The organism is Corynebacterium sp. 212_CJEI, assembly GCF_001055915.1.
Taxonomy (GTDB): Bacteria; Actinomycetota; Actinomycetes; order Mycobacteriales; family Mycobacteriaceae; genus Corynebacterium; species Corynebacterium jeikeium_D.
On the sequence record NZ_JVPT01000030.1, the window covers coordinates 65,705 to 81,622 of the forward strand.

At 56.6% G+C, this 15,918-nt stretch carries 14 protein-coding genes; 4 read left to right on the plus strand and 10 right to left on the minus strand.

Annotated elements, in window-relative coordinates; genetic code table 11:
* The first annotated feature begins 82 nt into the window (after nt 1-82).
* Nucleotides 83-1,087: a PfkB family carbohydrate kinase gene (locus ADB02_RS02815; RefSeq protein WP_049189606.1), complete on the plus strand. Its 1,005-nt coding sequence runs from the start codon at nt 83-85 to the stop codon at nt 1,085-1,087.
* A gap of 87 nt (nt 1,088-1,174) precedes the next feature.
* On the opposite strand, the gene ADB02_RS02820 is transcribed toward ADB02_RS02815, so the two are convergent.
* The 9 genes from ADB02_RS02820 to ADB02_RS02860 all read right to left on the minus strand — a co-directional run bounded on the left by ADB02_RS02820 (nt 1,175) and on the right by ADB02_RS02860 (nt 11,811).
* Nucleotides 1,175-1,807, minus strand: a complete 633-nt coding sequence (locus ADB02_RS02820) for a DUF624 domain-containing protein (RefSeq protein WP_049189607.1) — start codon at nt 1,805-1,807, stop codon at nt 1,175-1,177.
* Nucleotides 1,808-1,922: 115 nt separating this feature from the next.
* Nucleotides 1,923-2,819, minus strand: coding sequence for a carbohydrate ABC transporter permease (locus tag ADB02_RS02825; RefSeq protein WP_042389412.1), 897 nt, complete (start codon nt 2,817-2,819; stop codon nt 1,923-1,925).
* A gap of 18 nt (nt 2,820-2,837) precedes the next feature.
* Nucleotides 2,838-3,683 carry a carbohydrate ABC transporter permease gene (locus tag ADB02_RS02830; RefSeq protein ID WP_016423090.1) on the minus strand — a complete coding sequence of 282 codons (846 nt, stop codon included), beginning with the start codon at nt 3,681-3,683 and terminating at the stop codon, nt 2,838-2,840.
* A 179-nt stretch (nt 3,684-3,862) separates the two neighbouring features.
* The gene (locus ADB02_RS02835) at nt 3,863-5,146 is read right to left on the minus strand and encodes an ABC transporter substrate-binding protein (RefSeq protein ID WP_088611979.1); all 1,284 of its coding nucleotides are present in this window, start codon (nt 5,144-5,146) and stop codon (nt 3,863-3,865) included.
* Nucleotides 5,147-5,671: 525 nt separating this feature from the next.
* The gene (locus ADB02_RS02840) at nt 5,672-6,883 is read right to left on the minus strand and encodes a DUF4032 domain-containing protein (RefSeq protein WP_172620277.1); all 1,212 of its coding nucleotides are present in this window, start codon (nt 6,881-6,883) and stop codon (nt 5,672-5,674) included.
* Nucleotides 6,884-6,964: 81 nt separating this feature from the next.
* A complete protein-coding gene (locus ADB02_RS02845) occupies nt 6,965-8,101 on the minus strand; it encodes an ABC transporter ATP-binding protein (RefSeq protein WP_016423093.1) in 1,137 nt (378 codons plus the stop codon).
* Nucleotides 8,102-8,198: 97 nt separating this feature from the next.
* Nucleotides 8,199-9,473 carry a PhoH family protein gene (locus ADB02_RS02850; protein ID WP_042388806.1) on the minus strand — a complete coding sequence of 425 codons (1,275 nt, stop codon included), beginning with the start codon at nt 9,471-9,473 and terminating at the stop codon, nt 8,199-8,201.
* A 188-nt stretch (nt 9,474-9,661) separates the two neighbouring features.
* Complete coding sequence (locus ADB02_RS02855) at nt 9,662-11,098, minus strand: FtsX-like permease family protein (RefSeq protein WP_049189608.1); 1,437 nt, start codon at nt 11,096-11,098, stop codon at nt 9,662-9,664.
* Complete coding sequence (locus tag ADB02_RS02860) at nt 11,095-11,811, minus strand: ABC transporter ATP-binding protein (protein WP_042389415.1); 717 nt, start codon at nt 11,809-11,811, stop codon at nt 11,095-11,097. The genes ADB02_RS02855 and ADB02_RS02860 overlap by 4 nt, the downstream gene beginning before the upstream one ends.
* A gap of 126 nt (nt 11,812-11,937) precedes the next feature.
* On the opposite strand from ADB02_RS02860, the gene ADB02_RS02865 reads away from it, so the two are divergent.
* The 3 genes from ADB02_RS02865 to ADB02_RS02875 all read left to right on the plus strand — a co-directional run bounded on the left by ADB02_RS02865 (nt 11,938) and on the right by ADB02_RS02875 (nt 15,084).
* A complete protein-coding gene (locus tag ADB02_RS02865; RefSeq protein WP_080969558.1) occupies nt 11,938-12,729 on the plus strand; it encodes a sensor histidine kinase in 792 nt (263 codons plus the stop codon).
* Nucleotides 12,729-13,442 carry a LuxR C-terminal-related transcriptional regulator gene (locus ADB02_RS02870; RefSeq protein WP_049170138.1) on the plus strand — a complete coding sequence of 238 codons (714 nt, stop codon included), beginning with the start codon at nt 12,729-12,731 and terminating at the stop codon, nt 13,440-13,442. The genes ADB02_RS02865 and ADB02_RS02870 overlap by 1 nt, the downstream gene beginning before the upstream one ends.
* A 121-nt stretch (nt 13,443-13,563) precedes the next feature.
* Nucleotides 13,564-15,084: an aldehyde dehydrogenase family protein gene (locus tag ADB02_RS02875; protein WP_049170136.1), complete on the plus strand. Its 1,521-nt coding sequence runs from the start codon at nt 13,564-13,566 to the stop codon at nt 15,082-15,084.
* Between the two features lie 185 nt (nt 15,085-15,269).
* On the opposite strand, the gene ADB02_RS02880 is transcribed toward ADB02_RS02875, so the two are convergent.
* On the minus strand, nt 15,270-15,707 hold the full coding sequence (locus ADB02_RS02880; RefSeq protein WP_049189609.1) for a hypothetical protein: 438 nt from the start codon (nt 15,705-15,707) through the stop codon (nt 15,270-15,272).
* Between the last annotated feature and the right edge of the window lie 211 nt (nt 15,708-15,918).

Below are 15,918 nucleotides of genomic sequence, written 5' to 3' on the forward strand. Positions count from 1 at the left end.
TAGGGCATCGATTCGCAGGCTCTGACGGCTGTAAACTCGGGCCGCCAACACGGATTTGAATTCCCGACTATCCTATATTTTTATGCAGCCGATTCCTGACCTGAATGAGAATCCAACAGTTGTTGTATGTGGATCTATCCACCTAGATACCCTGGTACAGGTCGATAGCGTACCCGCAGAAGGTGGCACGCTCATCGTTGATGACGGCACGAATATGCTGGGCGGCAAGGGCGCCAACCAGGCCGTTGCTATCGCTTATGACGGTGTCCGTGCGATTATGGCCGGAACTGTTGGCGAGGACCGCGCAGCGGATTTCGTGGTCGAGGAACTCAACGCACACGGCGTAGATGTCCACTCCATTCAGACTTCCTGGGATTTGCCGACCGGCAGCGCTTTCGTCGCAACGAACCGCAAGGGTCGCCCGGTGATTTTTGTCCAGCGCGGTGCCGATGCGCTAACCGACCCCACCGATTTCGTCGACGAGTTCGCATCAGCGGATGTCGTGCTCGCGCAAGGCGAGCTACTTCCGGAAGCAACTGAGGCCATCGCGTCCGTCGCATCCATGTACAGCGCGCGTCTGGTACTGAACCTCAATCCGGTCGTAACCGTTACACCTGCGCTGATTGACCATGCAGATCCGCTGATCGTCAACATGAAGGGCGCCTGGGAAACAATCCGTCGCCTGGACATCGCCGAGGGCATCCGCGCTACCGACTACCGCGCACAGCTCGAGGCACTTCTGCAGTACTGCCCCAGTGTCGTCATGCTCCGGGGCGACCACGGCTGTCTCTTCGCACAGCACTCCGACGGTCTCGACGACGAGCCGACAATCTACGAGCACCCCGCGCTTAAGCTGCCAGAGGAGAAGATTGTCGACGGCACTGGCTCCGGTGATGCGTTCGTCGGCACGCTTACCGCGGAACTGGCTAAGGGCACCTCGCTTTACGACGCCGTCCCCCTGGCCACCGCAGCAGGTGCGGCAGCCGTACAGGCCGTCGGCGCATGCTCCGCTTTTGTGCGCCGCGAAAAACTGCTGGAGATGGTCGAGGCGGAGGATTTTCCCTCTGTGAAAGAGTACGAGGGCTAAGGGTCGTCAACGACTTGGTGCGCGAGCTGGCGCCGATTAAGTCAGTGCCAGTCGGGCCAGTGGAGCCAGTGGGGCCAGTGGGAAAACCTACCCAGCATTGTCTGGCAGAACGGGCTCAAGCGCCAGCATCACCAAGTACCAACTCAACGCGTACCCGATGAGGAAGACATAGGTAGCAATCGCGTAGATTTTCGCCGGGAAAAAGAATATGGCCGCGGGCACGATGAGAAGCGCCAAAACTGCGAGCGCAGTCCGCGGCAGGTTTTTGACGGTCATGCTGGTGGCCGTTGCCAGGGTTCGGCGTAGCGACGACTGACCGTCGGAAAGCGAGCACAGCGAGTAGACCCACGCGGTAATTCCCAGCAGGATTAGCGCCCCGGAGGTAACTCCTGCGGCGAAGATCAGGCCGACAGTGCCGAGGTCCGCGCGGGAGATAACGTAAAACTCATAGCCAATGCCACTGGCGAGAACCAAGGTGAATAGCCACCACACGGTTGGTGTGCGCCAATTGTCCAACAGTGCGCGCAAGAAGCGCCGTACGGGCCTTGAGCCTTCGTCACGGACCATGTCGCGAGCGACCACTACCCCAGCGCGAGTTGCGGCGCCTGCAGTGACTATCGGGATGGATGCGACGATCATCAGCAGGTTGATGATTACAAGGTCTGCTAACAGCGACCAGGCTGCGTAGAACTTTGTATCGGTGCTGAAAAATCTATCCACGGGTTCATATCCTAATAAAGGCTGATTAACAGACGAAAGCCTCAACCTACGCGGTTGAGGCTTTCGCTTTCGTAAAACGCGGTGCTTGGCGTCCTATGCGCTAACGCTTAGGCAGCTATCCCTTAACGGCACCCGCAGCAACACCCTCGATAATGTGCTTCTGGGTGGCGACGTAGAAAATCACAATCGGAATGATTGCGAGCACCAGCATTGCCATCATCGCGCCAAGGTCACGGTTACCGTTGGAGCCAACGAAGCTCTGCACGACAACCGGGATGGTCTTGTACTTAGTAGACAGGCCAATGACCAGGTACGGCAGCAGGTAGTCGTTCCATACCCACATAGCGTTCAGAATGGCGACAGTCACTGCAGTCGGCTTGAGCATGGGCAAAACGATGCGGAAGTAGTTCTGCATCGGAGATGCGCCATCAATCATCGCGGCTTCCTCGATGTCAATCGGGATGGACTTGATGAAGCCGGCAAACATGAAGACCGACAAGCCGGAGCCAAAGCCCAAGTAGAGAACCACGATGCCGATTGGGTTGTTCAAATGCAGCATGTCGGCGATCTTGACGGTCGGGAACATCACCATCTGGAACGGGATGACCATCGAGAACACAAACAGGTAATACAGCAGCGAGGTCCACCACGTCTTCACTCGCGTGATGTAGTAAGCCGTCATCGCAGAGAAGAACACAATCGCAATAACCGAGAGGATCGTGATGACAAAGGACCACACGATCGCCCAGCCGAAGCCCTCCTTCATCAGGCCGACGGCGTAGTTTTCGAACCCGACCCACATGTCACCTAGTGGCAGCTGGAAGGGGTTATCTGAAATTGCGAACTTGGACTTGAACGAGTTGAAGATAATGAACGCGATTGGCCCCAAGAACACGACGGTCAAAAACACCAGAATCGCGTAGATGATGACCTTAGATACGCCTCCCACCTTGGCCTCGTCCTGCTTAGCGGGCTTGGCCTTGGGGAGCTTGGTGGCCGTTTCAGTGGTCATTGCAGCGTCGACAGACATTTATGCCTCCACTTCCTTGCTGCGAGTAGCACGCAGCTGCAGCATCGCGATCGCTACGACCACGACGACGAATATTACTGCCTTGGCTTGACCAACGCCCTCCACACCAATTCGGTTGAACATGGTGTTGACGATGTTCAGAGCAACCATTTCTGTCTCTGAACCCGGCGCACCATTGGTCAGGGCCAAGTTTTGATCGAAGAGTTTGAAAGTGTTCGACAGAGTCAAGAAGAGGCAAATGGTAATCGATGGCATGACCATCGGGATAGTAACGTGCCGCAGAATCTCCCAGCGTCCGGCGCCATCAATCTCCGCAGCTTCGATGAGCTCCGGTGGGACATTCTGCAGACCGGCAATATAGATAATCATCATGTAACCGACCAGCTGCCAGTTGATGAGGATGATCAGACCGGCGTAACCGAACTTCCAGTCGGACACAATCGTCGTACCGTACGATGCCAGCACGGCGTTAATCATCGACTGCCAGGTATAACCGAGCACGATGCCACCGATAAGGTTCGGCATGAAGAAGACTGTGCGGAAGAAGTTCGTGCCCTTCAGCTTGCGCGTCAGAATCCATGCGATCCAGAACGCGAACAAGTTCACAGTAATGATGGAAACAACAACCACCATGAGAGTGAATCCGAAGGAGGCGACGAAGCCCTCGCGCTCACTAAAGGCCTTCTGGTAGTTCTCGATACCAACCCACTGCGCATTAGTGATGGTTGTGAAGTCAGTAAATGATAGGAAGAAACCGATAACGAACGGCACCAGGAACGCGATTGCAAAGGCAATCAGCGTGGGTAGCACGAAAATTGGGAAATACTTTTTCAATGTTGCTTGCATCTACAACACCGCTCCTAAAGCTAAAGGCGGAGCCCGGTGCCTCGAGACCGGTTTAACAGGTCACCGAGCCCCGAGCTCCGCCTTGCCATTGGATGAACTCATTCCGTCGGTTGTTCATGCGCGAGAAGCTTTCGCTTCACACTCACCGATGGAATGGATCACCATTGATTTGCTGGTATTTAATTGTTCGGAGATTCCGCATTCCAGCTGTCGGCGAAAGTCTCGACAACCTTGTCCCACGGCATCTTTCCGGAAGCGTACTGCGCCAGCGCTGCGCCAAAATCATCCTTGAACTGCTGCGACGGGAAGTACTGGAAGTCCCACGGGATGGTGGTCAGGTCCTCGTTCTCAATTGCTGCGGCCACTTCCTTGGCCAGCGGGTCATTCGGAGTGTCGGCTTCAGTGAAGTTCTGGAACGGAGCGATGAATCCGAGATCCTCGACGACGTACTTCTTGCCCTCATCGGTGTTGAACAGCCAATTGACGAAGTCCTTCGTTGCCTTTTGGGAAGCCTCCGAAGCCTTGGAGTTGACCGTCAGGTAGTTCTCAGTACCAACCGAGATGCCGGTCTTATCCTCGTCCTTCAGGCCCATGTACATAGGCATGAACTTAATCTTGTCCTGCTTGACCACGTTGCCGGAGACATCGTTGATCTGGGACCATGCCCAGTTGCCATTCTGAACCATAGCGGCCTTGCCCTGGGCGAATTCCGCCATCGAGTCGGACACAGCCTTCGACGGGGCCAGAGTCTTTTCGACAGTGGAGTTATTCAGGTACAGATCAAAGAGGTTCTTGAACTCCTTGTTGTACTTGAACTTCACATCAGCGGTTTCCTTGGTGCCAAGGTCCTCGAATTCATAATGAACCGGTCCGTTGGCCAAGTGTGTCTGCCAGCGCCAATCCTCACCGGATGCAAGCGAGGTGGAAGCGAAGGTGCCGGAAATCCCCAGCTTGTCCTTCTTGGCCTGCATGTCCTCAGCAACTTCCTTCAGCTTTCCGAAGGCCTTAATCTCGTCGATGCTCTTGGCCTTGGCATCGGGCAGCGCGAAGTACTTGTCCATGATCTCTTCGTTATAGATCAGGCCAAACCCCTCGACTGCAAACGGGACGCCGTATACCTTGCCGTCCTCGCCCTTCAGCGGCTCGATGCCCTCGTTGAGGTTTTGTGCGATCTCAGTGTCAGACATGTCTGCCATGTATTCCTGCCAAGTACGCAGGCCCGCCGGACCATTGACTTGGAACAGTGTTGGCGCGTCCTTTTTACCAATCTCGGCCTTCAGAGTTTGCTCATAGGAATTCGAAGCAGCAGTAACGACCTTGACCTGGACACCAGTCTTGTCAGTGTATGCCTTCGCAATCTTCTGATATGCGGCATCCTGCTCCGGCTTGAAGTTAAGGAAGTAGACACCACCATCTGCAACCGCATCATCACTCGAGCACGCAACCAAACCAGCGGTTGCCATCAGGCCTGCTGCACACAGAGCTGAAAGGCGCTTGAAGTTCTTCACTATATTTTCTCCCTTGAGAAGAAAGGCCACTTCAATGGCATCCTCCGAGCAATTCGGACGAATATTTGCCAGCAGCCGTGGCCTAATTGGATTATCCCGCCCTGCGGCTAGAAGTAGCCTTTCATGCGAACTTCGACGCCACCCACGCGGGTATTCGGTCTCACCAAAATCTTACTTGACCAAAACCAATTTAGGTTGGCCTTCAGCCAGCTGTGAACAAATGCAAAGGAGAAAAATAGCAAAAGCTCTCGAAAGCACACCTAGAATTTGAGCTGTTTTCGAGCTGTTTTCGCTGAACAGAGCCGCCTACCGGCACCAAAGTAAGCACCTGGCCGCGACAATCACACGCAGACCCGACAACCACCCGACCACCAAAAGCACCCCTGTTTGGCGTGAATGTATATTTTTATAATATCCTGGCGAGTCGTTTACTTGTCACTTTTGAAATAATCGTACGCTCGACAGTCTGCTTCTAGAGAGCTACTCGACCTCATCGCTCGCCGGAAGATATACGGACTCGTCGCGATGCCCGGGCAACACTCGGTCTACGTAGCTCTGCACCGCTTCTTGAAGCGGCACATCCGCACGGCGTTTTTCTGCCATGTACCAGCGATGCTCCAAGACCTCGTGGAAAACCTGCGCATCCTGCAGCCTTCCACGCAGCCCCTCGGGCACAGCCAGGATTGTGGCCTCGAAAACTTCACGCAGCCATCGGTGCGCAACCTGCTCTAGCGGAACCCCTTCAAGACCTTCCGCCAACCGAAAGGTCTGCATACTATTGAGCATCCGCCTCGCTTGCCGTTCTTGAACATCCAACCCCGTCAGTCGCATTAACTGCCTATGGTGATGCCCTGCGTCAACCACTCGTGGTCGGAACACAACGCGGCCACCATCACTGGTGACTTTCAGCTCGCCAACATCGAAACCGAGGTCGTTGAGCCTGCGAATCCGCTCATCGACAAGCCAAGGCTCCTCAACACCAATAGATTCTTCCCCCGTCAGCTCTTGCCACAGGTCCTCATAACGCTCAATAATGCGCCTACCCACCGCAATTACGTCCAACTCAGGATCGAGGAATCCGCCGGCCTGCAGATCCATGAGCTCTCCGATGATGTTGGTATGGGCAACGTCAACGTCGTAAAGCCTGCGGGAATCTGAGAGTGTGCCTTGCAAATCTCCCGTTTCCGCGTCGACAAGGTAGGCGGAGAAAGCGTCTGCGTCACGACGAAACAACGTGTTCGACAGTGACACGTCGCCCCAGTAAAAACCAAGGAGATGTAACCGAACTAGCAGGACTACCAGCGAGTCAATCAGGCGGACCACAGTTTCGCGGGTGACCTGTTGAGAAAAAACTGCACGATACGGCAGCGAATACTCGAGATGTTCTGTGACGAGTGCGGCAGTTAACGGTTCGCCATCTGGATCCTTCCGGCCGGTGATTACCGCGAGCGGGCGAACCGATGGAGCACCGAGCCTGACCAGGTCACGCAGCATTCGATACTCATGATGAGCAGTGAACTCACCAATTTCTTTCACTGCAATGACGCGGTCATCTAAGTTGACGAATCGAACAATGTGTCGCGAAATTCCCTGAGGCAAGGCGGCTAACAAATCATCTGGCCACTGTTCCAGAGGTATATGCCAAGGAAGGCGCAAAAGCTTTGAAGCCACCGTTGTCGCGGCTATTTTCATAGTTTCCGACACGGTGGCTCCTAAAACTGTCTTACTGTCCCACTGCCCTACCAGCTACTCATTTCATCTAAACGAAAGATTTTAGGCCGGAAGGCGCATACCAGTCGACTTCGAGAACAGGTGCAGCATGCCCGGACGAATCTTGCCGTAAACTACCGAGCCCAACTTCGGCGCGGTGCGCGGGGCGGTACGAATAACCACCTGACCGTGTTCCTCTTCGTCCGGGTTAGAGGAAGATCCGGAGCTCAGTGCTCCGCCACCGACGAGGTCTCCATACATGAATGCATCGGAGCCCAACTCCTCGACCAAGTTAACCTGCACCGGAATGACGTCATCGCCCGGACCCTCGACCAGGTCGAATGCCTCCGGACGGAAGCCCACGATAATCTGGTTCTGATCCTCCGGCGTGATTGCAGCAAGTGTGGCTTCCGGCAGCTTAATCTTGGCCTCGCCCAACGTGGCGTAACCATTAGAGACGTTGAACGTGCCCAGGTTCATCGCAGGCGAGCCAATGAAGCCCGCGACGAATTCGTTTGCCGGGGTTTCGTAGAGTTCGCGCGGGGTACCGACCTGCTGCAGAACACCGAAGTTAATGACCGCGATGCGGTCGCCCATGGTCAGCGCCTCAGTCTGGTCGTGGGTGACATACATGGTGGTCACACCCATCCGACGCTGCATGGCCGCAATCTGAGTACGGGTTTGAACACGCAGCTTCGCGTCCAGGTTCGACAACGGCTCGTCCATCAGGAACACCTGCGGCTTGCGCACAATCGCACGCCCCATTGCCACACGCTGACGCTGACCACCGGACAGAGCCTTAGGCTTACGGTCCAGGAACTGAGTTAGATCCAGGGTCTTCGCAGCTTCTTCGACACGACGGTCAATCTCGTCCTTGTCCACACCAGCAATCTTGAGCGCGAAGCCCATGTTCTCGCGCACCGTCATATGCGGGTACAGGGCGTAGTTCTGGAAGACCATCGCAATATCGCGATCCTTGGGCGAGACATTGGTCACATCACGATCACCAATGAAAATCTTGCCCTCATTGACCTCTTCCAGACCGGCAAGCATGCGCAGTGTTGTGGACTTACCACAACCGGAGGGGCCTACCAGAACCAGGAACTCGCCATCGGCAATTTCCAAGTTGAACTTGTCCACAGAAGGCTTCGTCGCACCGGGGTAAATGCGAGTGGCATCAGCAAAAGTCACAGTAGCCATGTGAATACAAACCTTTCATCGGCAGGTACGTGCCGAACGATCCGAGTGAAAGTAACCGCAGGAACAGCTCCTACGTATCTGCCTCACAAGCTTACTCTTAATCGAGCAGCCCCGTCACGAGCTCCGCAATCTTCGAGCGCTCCGAGCGCTTCAGCGTGATGTGTGCAAAAAGCTCGTTGCCCTTGAGTTTTTCAATCACCGCCTGCACACCGTCATGGCGGCCGACGCGCAGGTTGTCACGCTGCGCCACGTCGTGCGTAAGGATGACCCGGGAATTGCTACCAAGACGCGACAACACCGTCAGCAGTACGTTGCGCTCCAGCGACTGTGCCTCATCGACAATCACGAAGCTGTCATGCAGGCTACGACCGCGAATGTGAGTCAGCGGCAGTACCTCCAGCATGTCGCGCGAGGCAATCTCATCCATCACGTTGTCTGAAACCAATCCCTCCAGGGTGTCGTAAACAGCCTGTGCCCAGGGATTCATCTTCTCATCCTCGCTACCTGGCAAGTAGCCAAGGTTCTGTCCACCCACTGCGTAGAGCGGACGAAACACCACGATTCGGCGATGCAGTCCGCGCTCCAGCACCGACTCCAGACCCGCGCACAGCGCAAGCGCCGACTTACCCGTACCGGCCCGGCCGCCGAGGGACACTATCCCCACCGAGTCATCCAACAGCAGGTCAAGCGCCACACGCTGCTCCGCCGACCGCCCCTTCAGGCCAAACGCCTCCGTATCGCCCCGCACAAGCTTGACGACGCCCGGGGCGCTCACCCGTGCCAGCGCAGACTGGCTACCAGCGCTGAGCTGCACGCCGCAGTGCAGCGGCTGATCCTGGATCTGCTCGAGCTCAAGGAAGCCATTGGCGAAGAGACGATCAATTTCCTCCGGGTCGACGTCTACTTCCACCATTCCCGAGTACCCAGTCAGAACGACGTCCTGGGCGCGGTAATCGTCGGCAGGCAAGCCGACCGCACCAGCCTTGACACGAAGCGGAATGTCCTTGGTGACCAGCACGACATCATGGCCATCGTGCTGAAGATTGAGGGCGCAAGCGAGAATACGGTGATCGTTTTCGGCGGTGCGGAAGCCTGCGGGAAGGATGGAGGGATCGGAGTGGTTGAGCTCAATATGCATAAACCCGCCAAGATCATTGGCGGGCACAGGCCGGTCCAGGTGGCCGTAGCGGTAACGCAGCTCTTCGAGGAAACGGAGCGCTTCTCGGGCGAACCACCCCAGCTCTGGGTGGTGGCGCTTGGCCTCCAACTCACTCACCACGACCAGCGGAAGCACAACTTGGTGCTCATCGAACTTCTTGGTGGCGTGGGGATCGGACAGCAGGACCGAGGTATCAAGCACGTAGGTACGCATGCCCTCAGGCTAAAAGTCAGAGGTAGAAATTACGTGGTTGTGAGATGAATGCTTGGTTATCAGATGAACCACAGTTGGTTACAGGCTCTAATCCTCAAGTTGAACCCTAAGGAACTGGCCGAGCACCGAGCACCACTGCCCGGCCACTCCACTGCCCTTTTAATGGCAACTAGTCGTTGCAATGGTGACTAGTCGTTGTGACGGATTTGGCGACCCAGCAACTTGTGGCGAAGCGGATCAACCGCCAAGGTCACAGCGCCAACTGATACAACTCCCACGAGGTACGCCAGCGCAACTACAAGGGAGCGTTGACCAAACGTGATTTCGTTCGCAATCGGGCCGAACATGGTGGCTCCCAACAGCGCACCCATGACAAAGCCGAAGATGCTGGTCGCAAGCATGGGAAAGAATGTCTGCTTGAAAGTGACCGTGCGGTGGAAGTTGATTGGCGTACCGATGAAGTCCAGCGCCTTTGTCAGCGATGCCTCTTCATAGACGGCTGAGGCCTGAGTCAAAAGCGTTGACACCAGCAGCAGAACGAAACCGATTACGAAAGTGATAGTCACACCGGTTGCAATATCGTGCGCGAATGTGACATCTGCAACCTCTTCAATCTTGTCTTCGCCAGGCACCATCATTGTGTAGCCAAGCAGCAGGGACAGGAAGGCCATGGAACTTACTCGACGCCACGATTCCTTAGCGTTAGTCGCGACTCGTCGCGTCGCCACAAAATCACTTGAAGTACCGAAGAAGCTGGAGATGCGGGCAACAAGCTGGATAAAGAAAGGCGCCACCAGGCCAATTGCCCAGACCATCAGGTACATCATCGCTGCGACACCAAGCGTGGCAGTGACGGTTCCACCCGCGATATTGGAGTTGGCAATCACGTACAGGACGATCGCACCGATAACAACGGCCACAATCATGCGCCATGCCTTCATCGACTTGGGCACTTCCTTGCGGCTAACGCCGAGTGGTGAAATCATCACCCTTCGCAAACCGACCACAGCGGCAAAGAGTGCGAGTAGCACCACGGCAACCCAGACCAGCGGGTAGCCCCACCAGGGCAGCAACATGTCCCAGGTATCCAGGTAGTCATTGTCGAACTTGATTATCGCCCAGAATGGCGCAGTGGCCACCGACAACAACGTGCCCACCACAAGCCCAACAGCTGCCAAGACGAGGGTTTCGATAACTACCATGCGTGTAACTGCCCCGTTGGAGAGACCAATTAAGCGCAGAGTTGCCAACCTCTGCTCACGCCCCGCAGCGCCAAGCACCGCCGACTGGGCCACCAGCGAAACCATTGCCGGAATCACAAACACACAGGCCACGAGTGCCAGCTGCAGGTACATCTCGCCCTGACCTTGATTCATGTAATCCTCGGGCGTTGGGTTCGGCGGCAGCTTTGGCTCAGCCTGCCAACGGCGGTAAAACATCGCCGTGCCGCCAACGACAACCAGCGCCAACCAGGTGCTCACAGTCATAGCGACCACAGACAGCGCGGACAACCAACCGTTTCCCGAGTGCGATTCGCGCCCGGCGCGCTGCAGCCGCGTGCTCAAGTCCGCTAGTGCGCCGGTAGGAATTCTCTGGGGTTTTGGTGCTTCAGTTACGGTGCTCACTTTGTAACCTCCGCTCCTGCCAGCATGCGGTCGTCGTGAATCAGGCCATCGCGGATCTCCACACGTCGACGACACCAGTCGGCCACCTTCACATCGTGCGTGACCATCACCAATGTCGTCCCAGTCTGCTCCACCAACGCGGTGAGCTGCTGCATGACCTCATGGCCTGTGGACTGGTCCAACGCGCCAGTCGGCTCATCAGCAAAGATGACACCTGGCTCGCCGGCCATCGCGCGGGCAATTGCTACACGCTGTGCTTGGCCGCCGGACATCTGTCCTGGGCGACGGCGCGTTAGGTCTTCTAGGCCCAGGCGGCTGAGGACATCGTCGGCAAGCGCGAGTGACTTTGAGCGCTTCTTGCCCTGCAGAATCATGGGCAGAGCAACGTTTTCCCTGGCAGTCAGCTCGGGAAGGAGCTGGCCATCTTGAAAAACGAAGCCGAAGTCGTGCAGGCGGAGGGCGGAGCGGTCGGCATCAGAAAGCGAATTAATCTTTGTGTCACCGAAGATGACGTCGCCGTCGTCCGGCAGCAACACGCCGGACATGCAGTGCAGCAGCGTGGACTTACCAGAACCTGACGGTCCCATGACTGCCACGGTTTCGCCGGGCTCAATGGTCAGCGAAATGCCGGTGAGAACGGGAGCGGAATTGTAGGACTTAGTGATGTCACGAATACAAAGTCGTGCGTTTCTTGGGCTGTTGTTGTCTGTCATGGCACTCATTTCACTCGCACGGAGGCGATTTCAACACCGTGCCCACTTTCCTTTTGCGGTAGTGCTAGGTCTACTATGCCGGAAATTAATTCCTCCGCAGACAGAGCTTTCGTACCATAGGAAACTATGGAGCTGAAGGATTATTTCCGCAAATATATCGGCGCGAACCGCCGCGAAAAAGCGCATAAACGCAGCTACGAGGAATCCGCCGCCGCTCGCATCGCCGAACTTACCGCTTCACGACGAACAATTGCCGAAGCCTTCGAGATTGAACGTCGCCGCATTGAAAATGACCTCCACGACGGAGCTCAGCAATACATTGTTGCGGCTTCAATGAAATTGGGACTTGCAGAATTGGAGGCATCCAATACTGGCAATGAGGAACTAATGCAGCTCCTCGCGGAAACTCGCGGCCATTTGGAGGATGGATTACGCGCTTTGCGGCGAACAGTCCACGGAATTCACCCGCAGGTGTTGCGTGATCGCGGTCTGCAAGCGGCTGTGGAAGAGATTGCTGAAGGGTACGGCCCTCACGTTGTTGTGCACACTCCCTATCCCCTGCCGGAATTGGAAGAAAGTGTGCTCGCCGCGGCGTATTTTTTCTGTGCAGAAGTGCTGACTAATGCGGCGAAATATGCGCCGAATGCTCCTGTTTCTGTGCTGCTCACCTCAGATCAAACACTGAATATTTCAATTACGGACCAAGGCCCAGGCGGGGCAAAATTGGGACGTGGATTGCGGGGCATGAAAGAGCGTCTAGCCACTTTCGACGGTGCAATGACCATGCACTCTCCCGAAGGTGGGCCAACGCAGGTAATAGCCAGAATTCCCTTGATGCTAAATCGCTGGGAATCGGGCATTGGAGAAATAGAAGGCATGGATATGGAAAGCGTGGAGAAGAAAGGTGCGGCGAAATAATGAAAATTGTCATTGCGGATGACTCGGCACTCCTGCGGGAAGGAGTCGCGGGGCTCGTCGAAAAGCGCGGACATGAAGTGATTGCGATGGTCGACACTGCGCACGGTCTGGTGGCGGACATCGATGACCGGTTTGACGACTCGGGCGAGCTGCCAGACCTGGTGATTACCGATGTGCGCATGCCTCCGAAGATGAGTGACGACGGCCTGCGGGCCGCAGTGGAACTGCGCGAGCGTTATCCGCAGCTGAATGTCATGGTGCTGTCGCAGTATGTGGCGCCGGCGTATGCGCGTGAGTTGTTCTCGCCGGGAGGTGCTGGGGTTGGTACTGGGGCCGGCTCAAGTGGCAGCAGCTCGAGTGGCGGGACCGGGTATCTGCTCAAAGACCGCGTTGGCCAGGTGCTGGACTTCTTGGGTTCGCTCGAGGTCGTCGCAGGTGGTGGCGTGGTGATTGACCCTGATGTGGCGACGGCATTGATGCAGTCCGGCAAATCGGGGCTAGCCAGTTTAACGGCGCGCGAACGCGAAGTGCTCGAGCTGATGGCACGCGGCAAGTCCAATAAGCAGATTGCCGATGACCTCGTGCTTTCCGGGGCGGCGGTGGCGAAACACGTGTCCAACATCTTTATGAAGCTGCATCTGGAGCCCGGCGAGGAAAACCGCCGTGTGCGGGCAATTTTGGAATTTCTCACGGCGACGTCGGGGCAGATTTAGGGTCGGCAGCAATCGCATCTCTCGCAAAAGCGATGAAAAAATAAGTGTTGATTATGACACGAGTCACAATTTAAAGTTGGCTCATACGTTTGTTGTTTCCCTATAGAAAGGACGTGTCTACATGACTGTTTACGCCAACCCCGGCACCCCCGATGCAATCTTCACGTACAAGGAGCAGTACGAAAATTTCATCGATGGTAAGTGGACACCTCCAGTAGACGGGCAATACATGGACAACTCCACCCCGGTTACGGGCGAGGTTTTCTGCCGGGTTCCGCGGTCTAACGAGAAAGACATTGAGCTCGCTCTCGACGCCGCGCACAAGGCGAAGGACTCCTGGGCCTCGGTTCCTGCGGCCGAGCGGGCGCTGATCCTCCACCGCATCGCGGACCGTCTGGAGGAAAACCTTGAGAAGATTGCTGTCGCCGAGACCTGGGAGAACGGCAAGGCCATTCGCGAGACCCTCGCCGCTGACATCCCGCTCGCAATCGACCACTTCCGCTACTTCGCCGGGGCCACCCGCACGCAGGAGGGGCGCATCTCACAGATTGACGACAACACGGTCGCCTACCACTTCCACGAGCCACTCGGCGTCGTCGGCCAGATTATCCCGTGGAACTTCCCCCTCCTGATGGCCGCATGGAAGATCGCCCCGGCCCTCGCCGCCGGCAACTGCATCGTGCTCAAGCCAGCAGAGCAGACCCCCGCGTCGATTCTCATGCTCACCGAGATTATCGCCGATTTGCTTCCGGACGGCGTTCTCAACATCGTCAATGGCCTCGGCACCGAGGCCGGTGCTGCGCTGACCGCAAGCGACCGGATCTCCAAAATTGCGTTCACCGGATCGACTGCCGTGGGCCAGCTAATCAACAAGGCAGTGTCCGACAAGATTATTCCGATCACGCTGGAGCTCGGCGGCAAGTCCCCGTCCATCTTCTTCCCCGACGTCATGGACGCCGACGATGCGTTCCGCGAGAAGTGCATTGAGGGCCTGGCCATGTTCGCGTTGAACCAGGGCGAGGTCTGCACCTGCCCGTCGCGAGCCCTGGTCCACGAAGACATCGCTGATGAGTTCCTGAAGCTCGCGGTCGAGCGCGTTAAGCAGATTAAGACCGGCAACCCGCTGGATACGTCGGTACAGATGGGCGCCCAGGCCTCCCAGGAGCAGCTGGACAAAATCTCCGGCTACTTGGAGTCCGGGCCGAAGGAGGGCGCGGAGGTTCTCACCGGCGGCAACGTCGCCAAGCTCGAAGGGCTGGAGGGAGGCTACTACGTCGAGCCGACAATCTTTAGGGGCAACAACTCGATGCGTTTCTTCCGCGAGGAGATTTTCGGCCCGGTCCTGGCCGTGACAACCTTCAAGACTCTGGATGAGGCTCTCGAGATTGCCAACGACACTATCTACGGTCTTGGCGCCGGCGTGTGGAGCCGCAACCAGAATAACGCCTACCGCGCTGCCCGCGGCATCCAGGCTGGCCGTGTGTGGGTGAATAACTACCACAGCTACCCTGCTCACGCAGCCTTCGGCGGTTACAAGCAGTCCGGTATCGGCCGCGAGAATCACTTGATGATGCTCGAGCACTACCAGGAGACCAAGTGCATGCTCGTCTCTTACGACGAGAACCCGACTGGCCTGTTCTAAGAATCCGCCCACTTGGGGCTAGGCGGTTTGTCGATTCCGATTCACGTCCGATGAAGGTGTCGACAACTGCCTCTGCCCCCCCGAAAAAACGCCCTCCGCACCCGGCAGGTTGCAATGGTCGGCCTTAACCGGACGCACCAGGCGCTGGCGACTCCAAATTTAGAGGCCTAGCTCACGGCCGCCAGCTAGGTCTCTCTTTCTTTCTTCGCTTTCCGGCGCCACCTACACACCCGTTTAATCGTGGCACTGGCGGCCCATCCGCCGATAAATAGTAGCGGGATGTAGAAGAACACGACATAGGCGACGACCAGGCCGTCCTGGCCATCGGGCGGCGTGGTGAGAAATAGGAATGCCAAATCGCCAAGCGCAGCAATTCCTGCGCCGGTAGCTGCTGCGACAATGCTCCGCGCGCTGGTCATCCCCCGGACCGACGAACGATCACCGGCAAAAACAGCTATTGCTCCGACCAGCATTACTGAGACCAGCATGGACACGATCCACGACGCAATTCCTTCGTCGTAGGCGAGATTGGGCTCCGGCAAGATTAGCCCACCTAAAACGCTCCACGCGACCGCGGCGAAAAAGGACGCCAGCAAGGGGCGGGTTATATTGTCGAGCCTCATGCGTCCCAGGTTACGTGAGAGAACCTGCAGCGTGACCGACTCTCTCCCCCTCCAACGGAGAATCGAGTTACGCTCACAGGCGCAAAACCCTCCGAGCATAGAGTGGGTTAAGTAGCAAAACTGACAACCCGAAAATTTACGGGCTGCAAATGTGAAACTGTGCGAGCTTATGACACTTTCAAGCCATTTTTCGGGCCATTTTTGTCATAAA